The 19,085-nt window shown below is 64.5% G+C and carries 18 protein-coding genes; 6 read left to right on the forward strand and 12 right to left on the reverse strand.

Annotation, left to right across the window (positions count from 1 at the left end):
- The first annotated feature begins 55 nt into the window (after positions 1-55).
- Entirely contained in the window at positions 56-499 is a 444-nt protein-coding gene (locus ACFDR6_RS06390; RefSeq protein WP_194405284.1) for a cyclic nucleotide-binding domain-containing protein, read from the forward strand.
- A gap of 60 nt (positions 500-559) precedes the next feature.
- On the opposite strand, the gene xth is transcribed toward ACFDR6_RS06390, so the two are convergent.
- From xth to ACFDR6_RS06430, 8 genes are all read right to left on the reverse strand, one after another.
- Complete coding sequence (gene xth, locus ACFDR6_RS06395; protein ID WP_375857776.1) at positions 560-1,375, reverse strand: exodeoxyribonuclease III; 816 nt, start codon at positions 1,373-1,375, stop codon at positions 560-562.
- Positions 1,376-1,537: 162 nt separating this feature from the next.
- Positions 1,538-2,296, reverse strand: a complete 759-nt coding sequence (locus ACFDR6_RS06400) for an outer membrane lipoprotein carrier protein LolA (RefSeq protein ID WP_212084551.1) — start codon at positions 2,294-2,296, stop codon at positions 1,538-1,540.
- A 150-nt stretch (positions 2,297-2,446) separates the two neighbouring features.
- A complete protein-coding gene (locus ACFDR6_RS06405) occupies positions 2,447-4,918 on the reverse strand; it encodes a DNA translocase FtsK (protein WP_375857777.1) in 2,472 nt (823 codons plus the stop codon).
- Positions 4,919-4,927: 9 nt separating this feature from the next.
- On the reverse strand, positions 4,928-6,142 hold the full coding sequence (locus ACFDR6_RS06410; protein WP_212082700.1) for an aminotransferase class I/II-fold pyridoxal phosphate-dependent enzyme: 1,215 nt from the start codon (positions 6,140-6,142) through the stop codon (positions 4,928-4,930).
- 303 nt (positions 6,143-6,445) lie between these two features.
- Positions 6,446-7,894: an ammonium transporter gene (locus ACFDR6_RS06415; protein ID WP_212082697.1), complete on the reverse strand. Its 1,449-nt coding sequence runs from the start codon at positions 7,892-7,894 to the stop codon at positions 6,446-6,448.
- A gap of 38 nt (positions 7,895-7,932) precedes the next feature.
- Positions 7,933-8,271 carry a P-II family nitrogen regulator gene (locus ACFDR6_RS06420; RefSeq protein ID WP_008142813.1) on the reverse strand — a complete coding sequence of 113 codons (339 nt, stop codon included), beginning with the start codon at positions 8,269-8,271 and terminating at the stop codon, positions 7,933-7,935.
- A gap of 311 nt (positions 8,272-8,582) precedes the next feature.
- Complete coding sequence (locus tag ACFDR6_RS06425) at positions 8,583-9,884, reverse strand: ammonium transporter (protein WP_212082694.1); 1,302 nt, start codon at positions 9,882-9,884, stop codon at positions 8,583-8,585.
- A 140-nt stretch (positions 9,885-10,024) separates the two neighbouring features.
- Positions 10,025-10,363: a P-II family nitrogen regulator gene (locus tag ACFDR6_RS06430; RefSeq protein WP_027535359.1), complete on the reverse strand. Its 339-nt coding sequence runs from the start codon at positions 10,361-10,363 to the stop codon at positions 10,025-10,027.
- A gap of 238 nt (positions 10,364-10,601) precedes the next feature.
- Here ACFDR6_RS06430 and ACFDR6_RS06435 point away from each other — a divergent pair, with 238 nt between their 5' ends.
- Positions 10,602-11,510 carry a DUF4339 domain-containing protein gene (locus ACFDR6_RS06435; RefSeq protein ID WP_212082692.1) on the forward strand — a complete coding sequence of 303 codons (909 nt, stop codon included), beginning with the start codon at positions 10,602-10,604 and terminating at the stop codon, positions 11,508-11,510.
- Positions 11,511-11,550: 40 nt separating this feature from the next.
- On the opposite strand, the gene tesB is transcribed toward ACFDR6_RS06435, so the two are convergent.
- Complete coding sequence (gene tesB / locus ACFDR6_RS06440; protein WP_212082690.1) at positions 11,551-12,414, reverse strand: acyl-CoA thioesterase II; 864 nt, start codon at positions 12,412-12,414, stop codon at positions 11,551-11,553.
- Positions 12,415-12,566: 152 nt separating this feature from the next.
- Between tesB and ACFDR6_RS06445 the strand changes: the two genes are divergently transcribed.
- Positions 12,567-13,787: a ubiquinone biosynthesis hydroxylase gene (locus ACFDR6_RS06445; RefSeq protein WP_212082688.1), complete on the forward strand. Its 1,221-nt coding sequence runs from the start codon at positions 12,567-12,569 to the stop codon at positions 13,785-13,787.
- 80 nt (positions 13,788-13,867) lie between these two features.
- Here the strand turns inward: ACFDR6_RS06445 and ACFDR6_RS06450 are convergent, their stop codons facing one another.
- Together ACFDR6_RS06450 and ACFDR6_RS06455 are read right to left on the reverse strand one after the other, a co-directional pair.
- Complete coding sequence (locus tag ACFDR6_RS06450; protein WP_212082685.1) at positions 13,868-14,065, reverse strand: Trm112 family protein; 198 nt, start codon at positions 14,063-14,065, stop codon at positions 13,868-13,870.
- Positions 14,066-14,175: 110 nt separating this feature from the next.
- Positions 14,176-14,706 carry a TetR/AcrR family transcriptional regulator gene (locus tag ACFDR6_RS06455; RefSeq protein ID WP_212082683.1) on the reverse strand — a complete coding sequence of 177 codons (531 nt, stop codon included), beginning with the start codon at positions 14,704-14,706 and terminating at the stop codon, positions 14,176-14,178.
- Between the two features lie 103 nt (positions 14,707-14,809).
- Here ACFDR6_RS06455 and ACFDR6_RS06460 point away from each other — a divergent pair, with 103 nt between their 5' ends.
- The 3 genes from ACFDR6_RS06460 to ACFDR6_RS06470 all read left to right on the forward strand — a co-directional run bounded on the left by ACFDR6_RS06460 (position 14,810) and on the right by ACFDR6_RS06470 (position 18,369).
- A complete protein-coding gene (locus ACFDR6_RS06460; protein WP_212082681.1) occupies positions 14,810-15,160 on the forward strand; it encodes a hypothetical protein in 351 nt (116 codons plus the stop codon).
- 50 nt (positions 15,161-15,210) lie between these two features.
- Positions 15,211-15,669: a cytochrome b/b6 domain-containing protein gene (locus ACFDR6_RS06465; protein ID WP_317241796.1), complete on the forward strand. Its 459-nt coding sequence runs from the start codon at positions 15,211-15,213 to the stop codon at positions 15,667-15,669.
- A gap of 198 nt (positions 15,670-15,867) precedes the next feature.
- Entirely contained in the window at positions 15,868-18,369 is a 2,502-nt protein-coding gene (locus ACFDR6_RS06470) for an EAL domain-containing protein (RefSeq protein ID WP_375857778.1), read from the forward strand.
- A 12-nt stretch (positions 18,370-18,381) separates the two neighbouring features.
- On the opposite strand, the gene ACFDR6_RS06475 is transcribed toward ACFDR6_RS06470, so the two are convergent.
- Positions 18,382-19,059: an LON peptidase substrate-binding domain-containing protein gene (locus ACFDR6_RS06475; RefSeq protein WP_212082672.1), complete on the reverse strand. Its 678-nt coding sequence runs from the start codon at positions 19,057-19,059 to the stop codon at positions 18,382-18,384.
- Positions 19,060-19,085 lie beyond the last annotated feature (26 nt).

The following is a 19,085-nucleotide window of genomic DNA, read 5'->3' on the forward strand; positions in this document are numbered from 1 at the left end:
GCTTGAAGGGCGTGCGAATCGTTTTAGATCGCATGCCCTTGAGCCTCGGATCTGAATGTCAATCGACGACGACGTAGCGCTTCTCGAGCGAGTCCCGACACTGCGCCTGTTGGGAGACGCCTCGTTGCGCATGCTGGCGATCGGCTCCGAGCAGCGTGACTTCGTCCGCGGCGACACTCTGTTCAATCTCGGCGACGATGCCGATGCCGGCTTCGTGGTCCAACGCGGCGCCTTCCGGGTCGACGACGGCGCCGGCGCCGAAATGATCGCCGGTCCCGGCGCATTGATCGGCGAGCTCGCGCTGGTGGTGCCGATGAAGCGGCCGTCGAGTGCGATCGCGCTGGAGCACTCCTCCGTCATCCGCGTCGCCCGCAGCCTGTTCCAGCGCGTGCTCGAGAGCGACCCGGCCGCCGCCGTGCGCCTGCGCGATGAATTCGCGGTGCGCTCCAGCCAGATCGCGAGCGATATTTTGATGGCGGGTGCGAAGCTGACGTCATAGGTCTTTCCGCCTGTCATTCCGGGGCGCGCATAGCGCGAACCCGGAAGGACGACAGGGACCTCACACCTCCAGCGTCACCGTGACCGGCACATGGTCCGATGGCCGCTCCCAGCTCCGCGCATCGCGAAGAATCTTGAAATCACTGACCGCGTCTTTCAGCGCGCGCGAGACCCAGATGTGGTCGAGCCTGCGGCCGCGATCGCCGACGGTCCAGTCGGCGGAACGGTAGCTCCACCACGTGTAGACCTTCTCGGACATCGGGATGCGCTCGCGTGCGACGTCGACCCAGTCGCCGGCCTGGAGCGCGGCCTGGAGCTTCTCGGTTTCGACAGGCGTATGCGAGACCACCTTCAGAAGCTGCTTGTGCGACCACACGTCGTTTTCGTGCGGGGCGACATTGAGATCGCCGACCAGGATGTGCCTGTCATCGCCGCGCGGATGCAGCGGCTCGCACGCCTTCATCTCGTCGAGGAAGCGAAGCTTGTGGTCGAACTTCTCGTTCAGCGCGGGATCGGGAATGTCGCCGCCGGCGGGGACGTAGAAATTATGCAGCACCAGCGGCTTTGCGATATTGGCCTTCTCGCCGAACGACACCGAGATGTGGCGCGAATCCACCTTGTCGCAGAAGGTGCGGATGTCCTTCGATTCGAATGGAATCTTCGAGACGATGGCGACGCCGTGATAGCCCTTCTGCCCGTTCAGCGCGACGTGCTCGTAGCCAAGCCGCTTGAAGCGCTTCAGCGGAAACGCATCGTCGATGCACTTGGTTTCCTGCAGGCACAGCACGTCCGGCCGCGCGCTCTTGAGGAATTTCGCGACCAGATCGATGCGCAGCCGCACCGAATTGATGTTCCAGGTTGTCAGGGAAAGACGCATGGGAAATGCGTCTTAGCATGGATTGGCGTGGGGAAAACGCTTGTCCACAACGAGCTCTCGTGGGTGGGCAAAGCGGAAGCGTGCCCACGTTCCTGCCGCGAGACGAGAGATGGTGGGTACGGCGCAAAACGCGCCTTTGCCCACCTTACGGCAGCGGAGCGCTCAACCCGGCGACGGGGCGTAATTGGTGAAGTCGATCTTGAACATGCCGGGATCGAGCTTCTTGCTCGTATCGAGATTATAGACCGCGATCGTGGTGTCGTAGCCCTGCGGGTCGGTGACGGTCCACTGCTTCAACTGGCCGTCCTTGGCGCCGAACATCAACAGGAGACGGCTGGTGCCGACCAGCGCCTGCTTCTCCTCGATGGTGACGCTGACGAAGACGTCGTCGGCGGAGACGTTGACGACGTTGGTGTCCTTCATCAGGTCGATGCGGTCGGACAGCAGGAAGCGCAGCGGCGTCTGCGACAGCGGGTAGACATCCTGGGTCGCAAGCTTGCGGTCGCGCACCACCAGCGAGGACCCGTCGGCGACGATGTCGATCGGGCTCGGCGCGTCATATTCGAAGCGGACCTTGCCCGGCTTCTGAATGTAGAAATCGCCTTGGGTCTTGCTGCCGTCGGGGCCGACCTGGACGAAATTTCCGACCAGCGTCTGCAGCGAGGACAGATAGGCGCTGACCTTGGCCGCCTGAGCCTTCTGGTTCGCATCGAAGGTCTGGAAGATGCTGCTCGGCACGTTGCGGCGCGGATCCGGGATCACAGGATTCGGCGGCGCCTGCGTCGCGCCGGTGACAGCCGGTCCACCGCCTCCGGATTGAGCACCATCACGGCCCTTCGGTGCGGGCTTCGGCACCGGCACGGTCTGCGCGAGCGACGTCGTGGTCACCATCGCGGCAGTGACGAGCAGCACGCCGGCCACCCGCGCGCTTCGCGCGGCGATGGTGGCAGCGAATCGAATGTCCGGATGTCTGATCAACGCGTCGTCCTGTATGGCTGGGCGTCTTTTAGCGTGGTTTCGGGCAAAAGCAGATAACGATTTCGCGTGAAATGATGTGTCGAGGCGGCTGCCTCACATATGGCTGTCTTCTTCCTCGACCAGAATCTCGCGCTTGCCGGCATGGTTGGCGGGTCCGACGATGCCTTCCAGTTCCATGCGCTCCATCAGTGAAGCGGCGCGGTTGTAGCCGATCTGCAGGCGGCGCTGGATGTAACTGGTCGATGCCTTGCGGTCGCGTTTGACGATCGCAACGGCTTGCTGGAATAGATCGCCGCCGCCATCCCCGCCCATGCCGGTCGCATCGAACACCGCGCCGTCCTCGTCCTCGGTCGGCTCCTCGGCGGTAACCGCTTCGAGATATTCCGGTTGCCCCTGCGTCTTGAGGTGACGCACGACCTTCTCGACTTCCTCGTCGGACGCAAAAGGTCCGTGCACGCGGCTGATGCGGCCGCCGCCGGCCATGTAGAGCATGTCGCCCTGGCCGAGCAGCTGCTCGGCACCCATCTCACCCAGAATGGTACGGCTGTCGATCTTGGACGTCACCTGGAAGGCGATGCGGGTCGGGAAGTTCGCCTTGATGGTGCCGGTGATGACGTCGACCGACGGACGCTGCGTCGCGAGGATCACGTGCAGGCCGGCGGCGCGTGCCATCTGCGCGAGGCGCTGCACTGCGCCTTCGATGTCCTTGCCGGCCACCATCATCAGGTCGGCCATTTCGTCGACGATGATGACGATGTAGGGCAGCGGGTCGAGCGAGAGCTTCTCTTCCTCGTAGATCGCCTTGCCGGTCTCCTTGTCGAAGCCGGTATGAACCGTGCGCGTCGGCTCTTCGCCCTTGGCCTTCAATTCGAGCAGGCGTGTGTTGTAGCCGTCGATGTTGCGCACACCGAGCTTGGCCATGTTCTTGTAGCGCTCTTCCATCTCGCGCACGGCCCATTTCAGCGCGACCACCGCCTTCTTCGGGTCGGTCACGACGGGCGTGAGCAGATGGGGGATGCCGTCATAGACGGAGAGTTCGAGCATCTTCGGATCGACCATGATCAGCCGGCACTGGTCAGGACGCAGCCGGTAGACCAGGCTGAGGATCATGGTGTTGATCGCGACCGACTTGCCCGAGCCGGTGGTGCCGGCGATCAGCATGTGCGGCGTGCGCGCAAGGTCGATGATAACGGGGTCGCCGCCGATGGTCTTGCCGAGGCAGAGCGGCAGCTTCGCAACCGTGTCGGTCGCCTCCTTTGCGATCAGCAGTTCGCGCAAATAGACCTTTTCGCGATGCGCATTGGGCAGCTCGATGCCGATGGCATTGCGGCCGGGCACGACGGCGACGCGCGCCGACAGCGCGCTCATCGACCGGGCGATATCGTCGGAAAGGCCGATCACGCGCGACGATTTGATGCCGGGCGCCGGCTCCAGCTCGTACAGCGTGACGACGGGACCCGGATTGGCCTTCACGATCTCGCCGCGCACGCCGAAATCCTGCAGCACGCCTTCGAGCGAACGGGAATTGGCTTCCAGCTCGGCCTTGCTGAGCGGTTGGCGATCGCCGGCCTTGGGCGCCGCCAGCACGGACACGGACGGAAGCTCGAACTTGTCGGAGGATTTCTTGGCAGGAGCTTTCGGCGCGGCCTTCTTGCGCGGGGCGCGCGCGACGGGCTCCTCCTCTTCGACCTCTTCGTGCTCGTCCTCGTCGTGTTCGTCGTGCTCGTCTTCGGGCTGCGGCGAGATCGAGGGCGCGGCGCGGCCGCCGCCGAGATTCGGCTCCTGGCGGCTGAATGCGGCGGCCTTGGTCTTCGGTCCGCTCGAGACCAGCGAGCGATAGGCGGCGCCAAGCAGCCAGCCCAACCGTGCCTTGGTGCTCATCAGCGCATGGAACAGCCAGCCCAGCGACACCGAGCCGCGATCGTTCTCCTCGTCTTCGTCAAGCGGCTTGTCGTCATCCTCGATCTCCGCGAGGTCGTCGTCATGCTCACGGGCGCCAAGACCGCAGGCGATCAGGAATGTCGCGGCCAGCGCGGCGAACAGGATCGTGCCGAGCACGATGCGATAGATCGTGCCGGCCGGTCCGAAAATCACCGCGGGCGCGCGCACCAGGGCGTCGCCGACCACGCCGCCGAGGCCGGTCGGCAGCGGCCATGCGCCGCCGTGGGGCCAGCAGCTGACGAAGCCCGCCGCAATCACCGTACAGAGAATCCAGGAGCCCAGCCGCAGCGCCTCGCGATCGAACGGGCGATGCGTCATCATGCGCCAGCCCCAGACCGCGACGGTCAGGACCAGCATGATGGCGCCGAGCCCGAGAATCTGCATCGCAAGATCGGCGCCGATCGCGCCGGCATAGCCGAGGATGTTGCGGATCGGCCGCGAGGTGGCGTGGCTGAGGCTGGGATCCTGCACCGACCAGGTCATCAGCGCCGCCGAGGCGACGCCGGACAGTGCGATCAGGCCGAGGCCGGTGAGCTCGCGCATGCGCCGCGCCAGACCCTCACGGATCGAGGGCGGCAGATGGCCGACCAGTGGAATGACACGTTCGATTGCCGACATGCTCATGGGCCCCGCCTAACCCAGAGTCTCGACCAGGCGGTGCAGCGCCTGCGCCGTGGTCTCGCCATCCTGCACCAGCGCAAGGCGAATGTAGCCCGCGCCGGGATTGAATCCGTCAGGCTGCTGCCGCGCCAGAAAGCTGCCGGGCACCACACGCACGCCCGCTTCCTTGAAGAGCTTCAGACACACCGACACGTCGTCGCCGATCGCGGACGTGTTGAGCCAGACGCAGAAGCCGGCATCGGGCCGGCGATAGAAGTAGCGATTGCCGATGATCTGGTCGGCGAGATCGAACTTGATCCGGTAAAGCCTGCGGTTCTCCTCGACATGCGCTTCGTCGCCATAGGCAAAGGTCGCGACGTGCTGGAGCGGCACCGGCACCTGGGGAGCGGCGATGTTGCGCAGCTCCAGGAACATCCCGATGAACGTCTTGTCGCCGGCGGCGAAGCCGACACGCAGGCCCGGCAGGTTCGAGCGCTTCGACAGCGACTGGAACGCGGCCACGCGGGTGAAATCCGCACCCGCGCATTCGAGCGCACTGCCCGGTGCTTCGCGGGTGTAGATCTCCGAATAGCACTCGTCGCTGAGGATCATGAAACCGTAGCGATCGGCGAGGCTTTTCAGGCGCGTGAAATAATCGCGCGAGGCGACCGAGCCCTGCGGATTGGCGGGCGAGGCCAGATAGAACGCCACGGTGCGCGCCAGCGTCGCTTCGTCGATGGCGTCGAGATCGGGCAGGAAACCGTTTTCGACCGTCGTCGGCAGATGGACCGGCTCGCAGCCCGCAGCAAAGGCGCCGGCGCCATAGACCGGATAGAACGGGTTCGGCATCAGGATCGCGGGCTTGCCGGGACGCGGGCCGACGTAACGCTTTGCGGCGATCGCGGCGAGGAACAGCCCCTCGCGGCTGCCATTGAGGACGAGAATCTCGCTTTTGGGGTCGAGCGGCCGCGGCAGCTTGAATCGCGACGACAGCCAGGTGCTGGCCGCCTGACGGAACGGATCGGTCCCCTGGTTCATCGGATAGCGGCCGAAATCGGCGATGTGCCTGGCCAGCACCGGGCCGACGAAATCAGGCACGGGATGCTGCGGTTCACCGACGGCGAGCGAAATCAAGGGCTTGCCGGGCTGGTGCGGCGCCAGCAGCTCGTTCAGCCGGACGAAGGGCGAGCGTTCGGTATCGGAGCTTCCACCGGCCTGCGGCGCGCGGGATGAAGCGGTCATAGCCATTCTGGGCGCCAGCACTCTTGGAACTGCCGGTTGCACCAAGGCACCGGCGGGAAGCGGTTCACTTCACCATAGATAGGGCGAGGTTAAGACGCGATTAACCATCGGCCGCCGCCCCCGTCCAGAGCAGGAATATCGAGGCCGGATGACAACGGGACGGGTGGCGACTTGTCTTGCCGGGACCCGATCGAAAGAAAGGGGCTCCAGCTTGCGCTGGAGCCCCTCAACGGTCAGGGCATTGCCGGGTATGTGCCCGGACCGTAGTTGTGGACGCGGTCTCCGGGGAGACCGCGCCCGGGAGGAGACTTACATGTTGTAGGCGCGCTCGGTGTGCTCGGTGATGTCGAGACCTTCACGCTCGCTCTCGACATTGGTGCGCAGTCCGACGATCACGTCGACGACCTTGTAGAGGATCGCCGAACCGATGCCCGACCACACCAGCGTGGTGGCGACGGCCTTGATCTGGGCCATCATCTGCACGGCGAAGTCGTAATCGGCGACCTTCGGCGGGATCGCGGTGTAGTCGACGATGCCGGCGCCGCCGAGAGCGGGGTTGACGAGAATGCCGGTGCCGATGGCGCCGACGATGCCGCCGACGCAGTGCACGCCGAACACGTCGAGCGAGTCATCGTAGCCGAGCGCGTTCTTCACGACGGTGCAGAAGAACAGGCAGACCACGCCGACAACGAGGCCGAGGACGATCGCGCCCATCACGCCGGAGAAACCGGCGGCAGGCGTGACGGCCACGAGACCCGCGACGGCGCCGGAAATGACGCCAAGCACCGACGGATGGCCCTTGATGATCCACTCCGCGAACATCCACGACAGCGCGGCGGCTGCGGTGGCGACGAAGGAGTTGGTCATGGCGAGCGCAGCGCCGCCGCTGGCTTCCAGGTTGGAGCCGGCGTTGAAGCCGAACCAGCCGACCCAGAGCAGCGAGGCGCCGATCATCGACATGGTCAGCGAGTGCGGGGCCATCAGCTCCTTGCCGTAACCGACACGCTTGCCGATCAGGAGGGCGCCGATGAGGCCTGCGATACCCGCGTTGATGTGCACCACGGTGCCGCCCGCGAAGTCGATCGCGCCCATCTTGAAGATCCAGCCGGCGTCGGCGTTGAGCTCGTCGAGCTTGGCCTGCGCCGCGGTCTTTGCCGCCGCGTCAGTTGCAGCAGCGAGCGCCTTGGCGGCGTCCTGGAGCAGATCCGGACCCTGCCAGTACCAGACCATGTGCGCGATCGGGAAGTAGACCAGCGTGACCCAGAGCGGGACGAACAGCGCGATCGCCGCGAACTTCATGCGCTCGGCAAAAGCGCCGACGATGAGGGCGGGCGTGATCGCCGCGAAGGTCATCTGGAAGCAGACATAGATGAGCTCCGAGATGTTGGCGTCGACCGAGAAGGTCGCGGCCTTCGTATCGGTGGTCACGCCCATCATGAAGGCCTTGGAGAAGCCGCCGATGAAGTCGGAGCCGCCGGTGAAGGTGAGGCTGTAGCCGTACACGGCCCAGATCACGGTGACGACGCAGACGGTGTAGAACACCTGCATCAGGACGGAGAGCATGTTCTTGGAGCGGACGAGACCGCCATAGAACAGCGCAAGGCCGGGGATCGTCATCAACAGCACGAGCACTGTCGATGTCATCATCCAGGCGTTGTCTCCCTTGTTGACCGTTGGCTCGGCGTAGGCTGCGGTCGCAGCGAACAGGCCGACTGCAAGAGCCGCCAATCCCGCGCCATAGGGACGCTTAAACGTCATATTATTCACTCCTGAATTGGATAAGGTTGAGCGCGAAATCAGAGGGCCGCGGCATCGGCCTCGCCGGTGCGGATGCGCACCGCGTGGTCGAGGTTGATGACGAAGATCTTGCCGTCGCCGATCTGTCCGGTTTTCGCGGCAGACGTGATGGCGTCGATGGTCTTGTCGACCTGGTCGGAGGCGACAGCGACCTCGATCTTGATCTTGGGCAGGAAGCTCACGGCATATTCGGCGCCGCGATAGATTTCCGTATGACCCTTCTGGCGGCCATATCCCTTGACTTCCGTCACCGTGAGACCGTGAACGCCGATGGCGGTCAGGGCGTCCCGGACTTCTTCCAGCTTGAATGGCTTAATAATCGCCATAACAATTTTCATGGGTCCTATCCCCGCTTGGGCCCGGTCCGGACATGGCCGGGCGTTCTCGACTGGTTCGCCACGAGGGAGAAAGTTCACTACGCGGGCACAGCCGGGACCCATAGAATCAAATGCCGTGCCAGATCAGGCGTGTTGCCTAACGGACTATGAAGACGGGGGTTTTCGCGTTTGACGGGTATTGCGGTGCGGTGCGCTATTCCGTCGCGCCCAAAACGTGGTCAGGCCTGCTCAAAACGCGAGCACGACAGGCTGCCGACACAATGTTGCTCATGCGTCGGGCAGACCAGAGGTAATTACGTAGCGCCGGCGCTCTATTGCAAGGCTTCGCCGTGCTGCGAAATATCCAGCCCCTCGAGCTCGTGCTCACGGGATACGCGCAAGGGCACGAACAGGCCGACCAGCTTGAGCAGGATGAAGCTCACGCCTGCCGACCAGACGAAGGTGACGGCGACGCCATAGAACTGGATCAGGAGCTGCTGCGGATGGCCCTCGAACAGGCCGGCGGTGCCCCCGATGGCGCTGGTCGCGAACACGCCGGCGAGCAGGGTCCCGGTCAGGCCGCCGATGCCGTGGACGCCGAACACGTCGAGCGAATCATCATAGTTGAAGCGGTGCTTCAGCCAGGTGCAGGCCCAATAGCACACGGCACCGGCAATGATGCCGATGACGATGCCGTGCCAGGGCGCCACGAATCCGGAGGCCGGCGTGATGGTGCCGAGGCCCGCGACCGCGCCGGAGATCATGCCGAGCACGGAGGGCTTGCGCCGGGTCGACCATTCGATCGCGGCCCAGGTCAGCGCGCCGGCGCAGGCGGCGAGATGGGTCGCGATGATCGCCATCACCGCGCGCGAATTGGCCGCGCCGGCCGAGCCGCCGTTGAAGCCGAACCAGCCGACCCACAACAGGCCGGTGCCCATCACCGCGAGCGACAGATCGAAAGGCGATAGATTTTCGCTGCCGTAGCCCTGGCGGCGGCCCATCACCTTCGCCGCAATGAGGCCGCTGGCCCCGGCCGACAGATGCACCACGAGACCGCCGGCGAAGTCGAGCACGCCCATGCTGTTCAGGAAGCCGCCGCCCCAGACCCAATGCGCCAGCGGAATGTAGACGAAGATGAACCAGGCGACGGAGAACAGGAGATAGGCGGAGAACCGCATCCGGTCGGCGACCGAGCCTGCGACCAGCGCCACCGTGATGATGGCAAACGTCATCTGGTACAGCATGAAAAGCGCTTCGGGGATGGTCTTCGCCGCCGGATTGACGCTGTCCATGGTCATGCCGGCGAGAAACCAGCGGTCGAGCGTGCCGATCCACGGACCGTCGCCGACGAAGCAGAGCGAATAGCCGAATGCGACCCAGAGAACGGAGATCATCGCCACCGCGGAGAGGCTCTGCGCCATGGTGGCGAGCACGTTCTTCTTGCGCACCATGCCGGAGTAGAACAGCGCGAGGCCCGGGATCGTCATCATCAGCACCAGCGCGGTGGCGACGATCATCCAGGCGGTGTCGGCGGAGTTGATCTCGGAGCCTGCGGCCTGCGCCGACGATGTCGTGATCGACGCAAACCCGATCGGCGCAGCGATAGACGCCGCGCGGCGCAACAATCCCGCCATCTCGTTTCCCCCAGCATAGAAATTACGTCGCACGCTATGGCCTCGTTGCCCGGTGCGATCGATGAAGAATTTGTTCGGTCAGAGCGTCTTCAAGCGAAGTGGATACCGGTTCGCGTCAAGAAAACGCGTCAAGACAAAATCTAGAGCGCGTCGCTGTCGGTTTCGCCGGTGCGGATGCGCAGCGCGTGGTCGATCGGCGTGACGAAGATCTTGCCGTCGCCGATCTGGCCGGTGCGCGCAGAGGCGGTGATCACACCCACGGCCTTGTCGGCGATGTCGGAGGCGACCGCGATCTCGATGCGCAGCTTGGGCAGGAAGTTCACGACATATTCGGCGCCGCGATAGATCTCGGTGTGGCCCTTCTGGCGGCCATAGCCCTTCACCTCGGTCACAGTCATGCCGTGGACGCCGATCGCCGTCAGGGCCTGGCGGACCTCGTCGAGCTTGAAGGGTTTGATGATAGCGACGACGAGCTTCATGGTCAGGCCTATTCCCCGGGATGCGCCGCGCCGCATGTCTCCGGCGCAGCGTCAATCTGGCATCTTTCCGGGCAAATGGCATAAAAAAGTTGCAGGTTGAAGCGGAAAAACGTTTGTCCATGTGAACGGGCGCCTCTGTACAGGGCAGCCGTTCATCCTTCACAATGCATTTTTGGCATGGATGCGGTGAACCCAAGCATCCGCGCCCGTACATAAGTATGTTCGAGGGGGACGGTACATGGCGAGCTGGTTCTACGCATCCGAGGGCAAGCAGCAGGGGCCCTTTCCGGAGGGGCAATTCCGCGACCTCGTCGCCCAAGGCGTCGTGCGCCCGGATACCCTGGTGTGGACCGAGGGCATGGCCGGCTGGCAGAAGGCCGCCGAAATCCCTGGCCTGGTCGGGGGTGGCGGCGCGCCGCCGATGATGCCGGCGGGCGGCCCGCCCATGATGGGCGGAAGCGGCTACGGTGGCGCCGGCGGCTACGCTGCGGCTGGCAGCGCAGGATCGCTGGCGGTCGATTTCGGCATTCTCGAGTTCACCTGGCGCAGCATCGTCCTGCTGATCGGAATGATCTTCATCATCCCGGCGCCGTGGGCGTTCGTCTGGTACACGAAATGGATCGTGTCCTGTGTGAAGGTCCCGGGCCGGCCGAACCTCACCTTCGCCGGCAGCGCGATGACGCTGGTGCCCTGGTATTTCGGCTTCATCGTTCTGGCCATCGCGATCGCCTTCGTCGGCAGCGAGATCCTGAGCAATCTGTTGTTCATCGTGCAGATCGTTCTCTACTGGCTCCTGATCAAATGGTTGGTCGCGAATCTTGCTTCCAACGGACAGCTGCTGGGCTTGAGCTTCACGGGCTCGATCTGGGCCTATATCGGCTGGAGCCTGCTGTTCGCGATCTCGATCATCACTATCATCGGATGGGCCTGGGTCGCCGCGGCACAGATGCGCTGGTTCTGCCGCAGCATCGAAGGCACGCGGCGCGAGATCGTCTTCAAGGGCAGCGGCCTCGGCATCCTCTGGCGCGGCATCGTCGCTGCGCTGCTGTGCAGCCTGATCATCCCGATTCCGTGGGTGTATCGCTGGATCATGAACTGGTTCGCGTCGCAGACGGAGCTGGCTCCGCGCGGGTCGCAGGGCGCATGATCCGGAAAGCCTCGAACGCGATACATCGCGTTCGAGGCGATTATCCCTTCCGCTCGCGCACGGAGCCTTCCTGCGCGACGGAGGCGACCAGGGTGCCGTCCGGCTTGAAGATGGAGCCGCGGGTGAGGCCGCGGCCGCCGCGCGCGCTCGGCGAGTCCTGCGCGTAGAGCAGCCATTCGTCGGCGCGGAACGGACGGTGAAACCACATCGCGTGGTCGAGGCTCGCAGGCATCATGCGCTTGTCGAATAGCGTGCGGCCATAGCGCGCCATGATCGCATCCAGCAGCGAAAAGTCGGAGGCGTAGGCGAGCGCGCACATGTGCAGCGCCGGATCGTCGGGCAGCGTCGCGGCGGTCTTGATCCAGACGTGAATGCGGCCATCGTCGATCTTCTGGCCGAAGTAACGGCCGAGCTCGACCGGGCGCAGCTCGATCGGGCGATCGGATTCATAGTAGCGGCGGATGAAGTCCGGCATCTCCCGGAACATCGGCTGCTTCGCCACCTCCTCCGCCGTGAGTTTTTCCGGCGGCGGCACGTCAGGCATCCTGTCCTGATGGTCGAACGCACTCTCTTCCTCGGCGTGGAACGACACCATGATCGAGAAGATCGCATTGCCGTGCTGGATCGCCGTGACGCGGCGTGTCGAGTAGCTCTTGCCGTCGCGCAGGCGCTCGACCTGGTAGATGATCGGGATCTGCGGATCACCCGGCAGCACGAAATAACAATGCAGGGAATGCGGCAGCCGCCCCTCGACCGTGCGGCAGGCCGCAACCATCGCCTGTCCGATCACCTGGCCGCCGAACACCCGCTGCCAGCTCGTCTTCGGGCTGTTGCCGCGGAACAGGTTCACCTCGAGCTGTTCGAGGTCGAGGATCGAAATGAGGTCGATCAGGCTTTTGGACATGACGGTGCTTTCAATTGTCTCGTCATTGCAGGGCATCGCGCTTTGCGCGCCCCGGAATGACGGGAACGAGGCCGTTCCGCCCTCGTTTCACCGCACTGTTTCGCCCACCTCAAGTCTGCTAGCAAGACCAGGATTTGGCCGGGAAGCTTGGTATGTCGGTACAGGGTAGCATTGTCATTGGTGGCGGCGCGTTCGCAGGGCTGGCGCTGGCGCTGGCGCTGCGACAGGGGCTCGGGCCCGAGATTCCCGTCATCGTCGCCGATCCCGCGCTCGGCACCCGGCCGAGCCGCGACCCCCGCGCCACCGCGATCGTCGCCGCCTGCCGCCGCCTGTTCGAGGTCATCGGCGCCTGGGACGACGTCAGGAGCGAGGCGCAGCCGATCCTCGACATGGTCGTCACCGATTCCAAGCTGGAGGACGCCACCCGTCCGGTGTTCCTCAATTTTGCCGGCGATGTCGCGCCGGGCGAACCCTTTGCGCATATGGTCGAGAACCGACGCCTGATCGATGCGCTGGCGGCGCGCGCCGAAGCCGAGGGCATCGACCTTCGCGCCACCGCGGTGACCTCCTACGACGCGCGTTCCGAGGGCATCGATGTGACGCTCGGTGACGGCAGCATGATCGCCGCCAGTCTCTTGGTTGCCGCCGACGGCGCGCGGTCGAGACTGCGCGAGCGCGCCGGCATCGTGACCCATGGCTGGGAGTATGACCAAGCCGGCATCGTCGTCACCGTCGGCCATGAGCGCGACCACGAGGGCCGCGCCGAAGAACATTTTCTCCCCGCAGGCCCCTTCGCGATCCTGCCGCTCTCGGGAAAACGCTCCTCGCTGGTATGGACCGAGGGCCGCGCCGAGGCCGCGCGCATCGTTGCGCTCAGCGACGAGGAATTTCACGCCGAGCTCGAGCAGCGTTTCGGCCTGCATCTGGGCGAGGTGAAGGCGCTCGACAAGCCGCGCGCGTTTCCGCTGTCCTATTTCGTCGCGCGCTCCTTCATCGCCACCCGCCTCGCGCTGGTCGGCGATGCCGCCCATGTCATCCACCCCATTGCGGGCCAGGGTCTCAATATGGGCTTGAAGGATGTCGCCGCGCTGGCCGAAGTCGTCGTCGATGCCGCGCGGCTCGGCATGGATATCGGCGGAGCCGACGTGCTCGAACGCTACCAGCGCTGGCGCCGCTTCGACACCATGGCGATGGGCGTTGCCACCAATTCGCTGAACTTCCTGTTCTCCAACCAGTCGACGCTGCTGCGCACCGTCCGCGACATTGGCCTAGGCCTGGTCGACCGCGCCCCGCCGCTGAAGAACCTCTTCATCCGCCAGGCCGCCGGGCTCACAGGCGAGGTGCCGCGGCTATTGAAGGGCGAGGCGCTGTAGGCGGCAATTCTCCTGTCGTCCCGGGGCGCGATGACGACACCGAGATTGTTGCTCCGTCATCGCGCAAACAGGATCTCCCCTCAATCGATCTTGCGCGCCTCTTCCGGCAGCATGATCGGGATGCCGTCACGGATCGGATAGGCGAGCTTGGCGCTGCGCGAGATCAGTTCCTGCTTTGCAGCATCGAACTCCAGCGGGCCTTTGGTCAGCGGGCAGACGAGAATCTCCAGCAATTTCGGATCGACGCTGGCGTCGGGACGGTCGGTGGGCGCGTTCATTGGGGTCTCCGGCAATCGGTTGCCTCTAACACAGAAATTCGCGCCCGCCCATCATGGTCGCCAAAGCGACTTCCAGCGGAATGGGCGCGGGTGCACGTCAAGCCCGGCACCTACGCGGAGACCATCGCCAGGACCTCGTCGATCAGGGCCTGCAGCCGAGCTGCCGGCAGCGGCGCGCCTGAGAGGGCGAAGCCGAGAAACGTCCAGTACAGGATCTGTGCGCGGGCTTGCGCGGTTGCCGGGGCGATCGCGCGTTTTTCCAGCAGCCCTTCGATATAATCGAGCCTGCGGCGATCGATTGCGCGCACCGCCCCTTGCGCCGCCGCATCGAAGGCTGCCCAATTGCGCACGGCGCGTTCGAGATCGAGCCGCGCGCCGAACGACCTGCGCAGCAGCGCCTTGAGCGGCTCGTCGCTTGCGGCCTCGACATCGGCGATGATCTGCTCCGCCGCGATCTCGCGCCAGCGCCTCAGCACGGCCGCGTGGAACGCGCCGAGATCGGCGAAATGCCAATAGAAGCTGCCGCGCGACACGCCCATGGCCTTTGCCAGCGGATCGGCCTTGAGCGCCGTGAACCCGCTTTTGGCAAGTGCCTTCAGACCTTCCTTGATCCAGTCGTCGGCGGAGAGCTGTTCGGTCATGTCGCGTTCCCAAGCTGACCATACACTAGTGTATTGACAGGCGGCAGGCCAGCGCCTATCTATCCATACAGAACTGTATGGATGAAGGAGGCGAGGTCTGCTGATGCGTGATCTGCTGCTGCAATGCGCCGGCGTCGCAGGAATCGTGGTCGCCCTGATCCATGGCGTGCTGGGCGAAGCCAAGGTGTTCGCCAAAGCGACCATCACCCCGGAACGCCTGCGCATGCTGATCCGACTGGTGTGGCAGGCTGGCACGGTGGCCTGGATCGGCGGCGGCGTGCTGCTGCTTGCGGCACCGACGTTGGGATCGGAGAGCGCGCGGCACTGGATTGTGGCGACCATCGTCGCTGTTTACGGCTTTGCCGCCCTCGCCAACGCCTGGTGGTCGCGCGGTCGCGGCTTTGGCTGGAAGGCTCTCACCGCCGTGGTCGCGCTCGCGGTCGCGGGATACTGAACCTGCCGATGCAATCTAAAGGAAGTGCGCGAGTCCTCGGGCCACCGACGATGGCGTGGCTCACGCCGACCGTCTATGATCGGCTTCACCGCATCGTCGGCTATGCCGTGCTCGGACTTCTGGCCTTCCGCCTGGCCTGGGGCCTTTGGGGAAGCCGCTATTCGCGCTTCCGCATGATCAGGGTCAGGCTCCGGGCTGCGCCAAGCTATCTCTGGAATCTGCGCCGCGGCATCACCGGCCGCTATATCGGACTCAATCCCGCTGGCACGGTGATGCTGGTCGTGCTGCTGGTCTCGCTCGCGGTCTCGGCGATCACGGGCGCGATGTCGGTGACCGTCACGTTCTTTGGCGTCTGGTGGGTCGAGGACACCCACCATTATTCGTCGGATGCGGTCATCGTTCTGGTCCTGCTGCACGTGCTTGGCGTGCTGCTGATGGGGATTCTCCAGCGCGAGAATCTGATCCGCGCAATGCTCACCGGCCGCAAGCACATTCGCAATCGCCCCTAGATACGTTGCCGATCGTTGCACGCCCTTCGCCCAGTTTGGGCGGGATTGCGATAGGAGGCATAGGAATGCCAGGCAAATTCGAATCGAATCCGAAGCATTAACGGGCCGGTAAGCATGCAACCGGACATTGCACGGGATTAACGCAAAGGACGCTTAGCCGGTCCACGATCCACCATATTGACGATGGAGCGGTACTGGATGTTCCGCATTTTCTCCTGTCTTACCGTAGAGCACGATTGGCGGCTGGTCCTGCTCGCTGGTCTGGTCTGCTTCGTCGCAAGCATCGTCGCGGTCAGTATTTTCCACCGTGCGATCGCGGCGCGCGCAAGAACGCGCCTGATCTGGATCGCGATCGCCGGCGCTGCGATCGGATACGGAATCTGGGCGACGCATTTCGTCGCCATGCTCGCCTACGAGCCCGGCGTCGCGACCGGCTACGGTCTCGTGCTGACGGCACTTTCGCTGGCAACTGCGATGCTTCTGACGTCGGGGGGCTTCGGCGTTGCGGCCGGTGATTCCGGCCGGTGGCGCGCGGGGACAGGCGGCATCATCGTCGGCGGCGGCATTGCCAGCATGCACTATCTCGGAATGTGGGCGCTCGAAGTGCCGGGCCGCATCGCATGGTCGCTCGACCTCGTGCTGGTCTCGATCATCCTGGGCATTTGCTTTGGCTATGCCGCCCTGGCTGTCGCGATCAAGTACCGGAGCTACCAAGGAACGCTCGCGGCGGCAGTCCTGCTGACACTTGCCATCACATCGCATCATTTCACGGCGATGGGCGCGGTGCACATCACGCCGGATCCGGCGCGTGCGACGGACGCCCTGTCGCTGTCTCCGGGCGTGCTCGCTGTGGCCATCGCCGGAGTAGCACTGTCCGTGCTGGGCATGAGCCTGATCGGCGTGTTGGCCGATCGCCGCCTGGCAAGCAGAACCGCCAAATTCGAGGAGATCATCAGCCAGCTTTCCGACGCCCGGCAGCAGCTGGAAGGTTCGCAGCACGAATTGCAGGCGCAGACGCTCAGGCTGGATACGGCGATCAACCATATGGTCGAGGGCCTTTGCATGTTCGACGCCGACAAACGGCTCGTGATCTGCAACGAGCGTTACGCCAACCTGTACCGTCTGCCGCCGGAGCTGCTGCGCGCGGGAACGCCGCACGGCGACATCATCAGGCATCGCATCGTCAGCGGCACACTCAAGGGCGATACCAGCGACATTGCCGCCGAACAGCTGATCTCGAAGCTCGATGCCTTGCCGGTCAATGCCGTTTCGAGCCGGATCGACGAGTTCTCCGATGGCCGGTTGATCTGCGTGACGAGACAGCCGATGGCCGGCGGCGGTTGGGTGGCGACACATCTCGATGTCACCGATCAGCGCCGGTCCGAAGCCAAGATCACCCATATGGCGCAGCATGATGCGTTGACGGAGCTGCCAAATCGCGTGCTGCTGAGGGCGCGTCTGGATCAGGCCTTTGCCAGCACGCGGAAGGCAGACCTTCATCTGGCGGTCCTCATGCTCGATCTCGACCGCTTCAAGGAGGTCAACGACACGCTTGGACATCCTGCGGGCGATTCGCTGTTGCGCGCGGTAGCGGCGCGCTTGCGCCTGTGCAGCAGGGAGACGACGTTGATTGCCCGCCTCGGCGGCGACGAGTTCGCCGTCGTGGACTATGTGACGAATCCGGTCGTGGAGGCGGCCACCCTCGCCGAGACGATCAAAGTGGCGCTCTGCGAGCCCTTTGATCTTGGCGACCATCAAGTCACGGTGGGAGCCAGCATCGGCATAGCCGTTGCGCCACGCGATGGCGTCGATTCCGATGTCATTCTCAAGAGCGCCGATCTCGCCCTCTACGCGGCGAAGGCCGCCGGACGCGGCGCATTCCGCTTCTTCGAGCCGGAGCTGGACCAGCTCATCCACGTCCGGCGCAACCTGGAAAAGGATATGCGGAAAGCGCTGGCGCGGGGCGAATTCGAGCTCCATTACCAGCCGTTCGTGAGCGTGGAGAGCGGACGGATCTGCGGCTATGAGGCGTTGTTGCGGTGGCATCACCCCGAGCGCGGTCTGGTCCTGCCTGGCGAGTTCATTCCGCTCGCGGAGGAAACCGGCCTGATCCTGCCTATCGGCGAGTGGGTCTTGAGGACGGCCTGCACTGAAGCCGCCAACTGGCCTTCCGATCTCACGATCGCAATCAACCTGTCTCCCGCCCAGTTCAGGAGCAAGGAGCTCGTCTCCATCATCGTCGGCGCCCTCGCGGCCTCGGGGATTGGTCCGCAAAGGCTCGAGCTCGAGATCACCGAGACGGTCATCATGCATGACAGCGAAGCGGTGTTCGCAGCCCTCGAACAGTTGCGTGAGCTCGGCGTGCGAATTGCCCTCGACGATTTCGGCACGGGCTATTCGTCACTGAGCTTCCTGCAGAAATTTCCATTCGACAAGGTCAAGATCGACCGCAGCTTCGTCAGCGAGCTCGCCAGCGAGAGGGAAGAGGCGCGTCGAATCGCCCGCGCCGTGGTTGCGTTCGCCGTCAGCCTCGGAAAGACGACGACCGCCGAAGGCGTCGAAACCGCGGACCAGTTGGCTATTCTGCGCGAAGAGGGCTGTGTCGAGGCGCAGGGCTACCACTTCAGCCGCCCCATGCCGGCCTCGCGGCTCGCACAGCTCGCGCAGCGCAAGGTCGAAGCGGCCATCTGCGCAGCCTGACTATATGGACCCTCACTGCAGCGGCGGATCGCCGCTGGTGCGCTTCTTGGCGAGGTCCATCTCGGTGACGGCGATCAGAATCTCGGCGCGCGTCTTCAGGTCGTGCGCCTCCAGCATGGCCTGCTTCTCCGCAGGGCCATAGGGCGACATCATCGCCAGGGCATTGACGAGCGCTTCGTTGGGCGCGCTTTCGACGCCTTCCCAGTCGACCTTGAGATTGTTGGCCTTCAAGAAATCTGCCAGCACGGCCAGCAGCGCCTCGCGGTCGACCTCGTCCTCGCCCATGCGGGCGGTGAAGTCGTCGACGAAGGCGAAGAAATCCACCTTGCACTGCCGGTAGGCGGTGAGCACTTCCAGCTCCTCGACCACCTTGAAGCGCGAGACGCCGGTGAGCTCGAGGATGTAGCGGCCGTCGCCGGATTCGGCGAGCTGGGTGATGCGCCCGACGCAGCCGACGCGGAACAGCGTCGGCTTGTCGGAATTTTTCGGCGAGTGCGCCACGTCAGGCTGGATCATGCCGATCAGGCGATGGCCGTCGCGGAAGGAATCATCGACCATCGAAAGATAGCGCGGCTCGAAGATGTTGAGCGGCATCTGGCCGCGGGGCAACAGCAGTGCGCCCGGCAGCGGAAACACCGGAATGATCTCCGGCAGGTCGGCGGGCCCGCGATATTCGATGTTGATCGGCATCTGCCCGGTCCCCCTGGCGTTGCCAG

The organism is Bradyrhizobium tunisiense, from assembly GCF_042263385.1.
GTDB classification, from domain to species: Bacteria; Pseudomonadota; Alphaproteobacteria; order Rhizobiales; family Xanthobacteraceae; genus Bradyrhizobium; species Bradyrhizobium tunisiense.